Annotated in this window: 2 protein-coding genes; both read right to left on the bottom strand. The window is 71.1% G+C overall.

The features are described from left to right. Nucleotides 1–238: 238 nt before the first annotated feature. Nucleotides 239–1,963, bottom strand: coding sequence for an acyl-CoA dehydrogenase family protein (locus PV721_RS42435; protein ID WP_319734105.1), 1,725 nt, complete (start codon nt 1,961–1,963; stop codon nt 239–241). Between the two features lie 93 nt (nt 1,964–2,056). After that, nucleotides 2,057–2,656 (bottom strand): PadR family transcriptional regulator, encoded by a 600-nt coding sequence (locus PV721_RS42430; RefSeq protein WP_319734101.1) that lies wholly within the window; start codon nt 2,654–2,656, stop codon nt 2,057–2,059. Between the last annotated feature and the right edge of the window lie 454 nt (nt 2,657–3,110).

The following is a 3,110-nucleotide window of genomic DNA, read 5'->3' as shown; positions in this document are numbered from 1 at the left end:
AGCAGGGGACGCATTCCGGAATGTCGGTGTTTGTCCCTGATAAAGAGATTGGCCGTGGGACTTCATGGAGGTGTCCGCCGACTGTCACAGCCGTGTGACGGGGCATCCCGATGCACGCCCGACCGGCGCGTACCCGCAGGTGGGGCTGTGTCTCCCGGAACGGCGGGGCCCCGCTCCGTCCAACCCGGTGCCGGCCGGATGGGTGCCCCCTCGGCGGTCCGCCGAGGGGGCTGGTCCGCTACGGCGTCATTTCGTAGGCGCCGGAGAGGGCCTCGACCCGGGCCCAGACGCGCGCCGAGCGCGCCTCGTCGATGACCGGGCGCCGGATGGAGGCGAGTGCCCAGTTCTGCTGCTCCACCGTGGTGGAGTCCTTCCCGTGGAGCTCGATGGCGTGCTGGGAGAAGTCGCGTACGAGGACGGAGAACAGCTCGTCGAGTACGGACTCGTCCAGGTCCGTCAGGCGGGCCTGCTCCAGGATGAGCTGTCCGTGGACGACCAGCGCGAAGAGCTGACCCACTGAGAGGAGGAAGTCGAGGTCGCGGCCCTGCTCCTCGTCGGGGGCGATGGTGGCCGCGAACTCGCACAGGGCGTCGGCCTGCTCGCGGAAGCGCGCGACGTTCGGCACGCCGGCGTAGCCGTCGTAGGCGGGGCGCCAGTCGTGGAAGCGTACGGAGCCCAGGCCGCGGGCCGGCCCCTGCCGGAACAGGAAGTCGTCGTCGGCGGCGTCGAGGCGGGTCGGCACGGGCGCGTACTCCGCCGGGTCCAGCAGGTGGTTGCGCATGAACTTGAGGATCAGCGCGAGGTTGACGTGGACGGTGCCCTCGAGCTTCGGCAGTCCGCGGATCTCGACGGCCGCCTGGGCGAAGTAGTTGTCCTTCTCGAAGCCCTTGGCGGCGATGACGTCCCACATCAGGTCGATGACCTTCTCGCCCTCCGTGGTGACCTTCATCTTGGTCATCGGGTTGAAGAGCAGGTAGCGGCGGTCGTCGGGTCCGGCGGAGCGGAAGTAGTCGACGGCGCGGTCGCTGAACAGCTTCATCCCGACGAGACGGACGTAGGCGTCGGCCAGCTCGCGGCGCACGTGCGGGAACGCGGTGACGGGGCGGCCGTAGAGGATCCGGTTGTGCGCGTGCGTCACGGCCTCGTACATCGCGTGCTCGCAGATGCCGATGGAGGCGGTGCAGAGGTTGAACTTGCCGACGTTGACGGTGTTCAGGGCCGCGTCGAAGGCGGCGCGGCCGGTGTGCAGGACGTCGGCGGCGGCCACCGGGTAGTCGACGAGGCGGAACTCGCTGACGTACTTCGAGGAGTCGACGACGTTCTTCACGAGTTCGTAGGCCGGGTGGCGGCTGTCGACGGCGAAGAAGACGTAGCCGTCGGGGCCCTCGACGTCGGTGCGGCGGCCGAAGACGGAGACGAGGCCGGCGGCGTTGCCGTTGCCGATGTAGTACTTCGAACCACTCGCGCGGAAGCCGCCGTCGCCGTCGGGCTCCAGCAGCATGTCGGTGGAGTAGATGTCGGCGCCGTGGGACTTCTCGGACAGGCCGAAGGCGAACACCTCTCCGTCGGAGAGGAGTTGCGCGGCGCGGGCGCGGGCGGCGGCGTTGTCGCTCTGCCAGACCGGGCCGAGGCCGAGGATGGTGACCTGCCAGGCGTACCAGTAGTCGAGGCCGTAGAAGCCGAAGATCTCGTTGAGGGCCGCGATCCGTGCGGTGTCCCAGCGCTTGTCCGGCTCGTCCTCGCCGGCGGCGGCTGCCGGGGTCAGGAAGGTGGCGAAGAGCCCTTCCTTGGCGGAGAAGGCGAGGAAGTCGGCCAGCCAGGCGCGCGACCGGTAGTCCTCGATGATCCGCCGCTTGCCGCGGGCCTCGAACCAGTCGACGGTGGCGCGCAGGAGCCTGCGGGTCTCCGGGTCGAAGTGTGCGGGGTCGTAGGTGTGCGGGTGGAACAGCAGAGGGTCGGACATGGCGGTTCACCTTCCGAGGGGTGGGAGTCGAAGATCGCGCGGACGCGCGGAGGGAGGAGCTGGGAGGTGGGAGGAGGCGGGGCCGGGTGTGGTTCAGGCGGTCGTGGGCGGCACGGCGGGCGCGGCCTGCCCGGTCGGCGCGGGTCGGCCGAGTCGGTGGAGGGTGGCCAGGACGTCGTCGAGCCAGGCGATGGTCATCCGCTCCTGCGCGATGCCTCCGCGCAGGACGACGTGCTGGAGTTCCTGCCCGACGTCCAGCGGTGTGGGGGCGTCGGGCCCCGTGAAGTCGCGCAGTTCCCCGGCGAGATAGCGCGCGAGTCGGTCCCGGTGCGCCTGCTGGTGCCGCTCGACCTCGCGGATCAGGGAGGCCGGGTCGTCGAAGGCCGCGCCGCGGATCTTCACGGCGAGGTCGTGTCGCAGGCTTTCGGGTTCGATCGGCTCGTGCAGCCATTCGGCGAGGGCGGCCCGGCCGGGGCCGGCGGCGGAGTACTCGTTCTTGTCCGGTCGGCCCTGCTGTGGGACGGTGCGGACCGTGAGCATGCCGTCGCTCTCCATGCGCTTGAGGACGCGATAGATCTGCTGATGCGTGGCGGTCCAGAAGTAGCCTATGGACCGGTCGAAGCGGCGGGCCAGCTCATAGCCGGAGCCCGGCTTCTCCAGCAGGGAGACGAGGATCGCGTGTTCGAGCGCCATGCCGCGATCTTGCTATGCAACTTGTTGCACAGACAAGCGGCGGGAGCCAGGTGAGACGCGGCTCACCCGACGGCAAGCGTGGGCCGGCGGGACGCGCGAGCACGGTGGCGCCGCACCGTACGAAGCCTGCGGCCGCCGCCGGGCGGCTGAGCTGGAGCAGGCCGCCGGCCCGGGGCGGGCGCTTGGGGGCTCGGCAGACGGATCGATGCCGACGAGGGGCTGGCAGGCCCCGCTCGGACGGGCAGCCCTGGGTGGCCCAGGAGGCCCGGGAGGCCGGGGAGGCCCGGAGCGGCGGGTGCCGGGCGGGCGGCCCGGGGCGGGGTGATCCGTGCCGGATCGGCGCCGGGTTTCCGATGGCGCGTGCCGCTCGCTGCTGTGCCGCTCGCCCCTGTGCCGCTCGCTGCTGTGCCACTTGGCGTGGTGACGCTGCGGGAGCCGTGCCGGGGCCCGGGCC

Source organism: Streptomyces sp. MB09-01 (genome assembly GCF_033794505.1).
In the GTDB taxonomy this organism is placed as follows: Bacteria; Actinomycetota; Actinomycetes; order Streptomycetales; family Streptomycetaceae; genus Streptomyces.
This window is presented reverse-complemented; position numbering and strand designations above follow the sequence as displayed.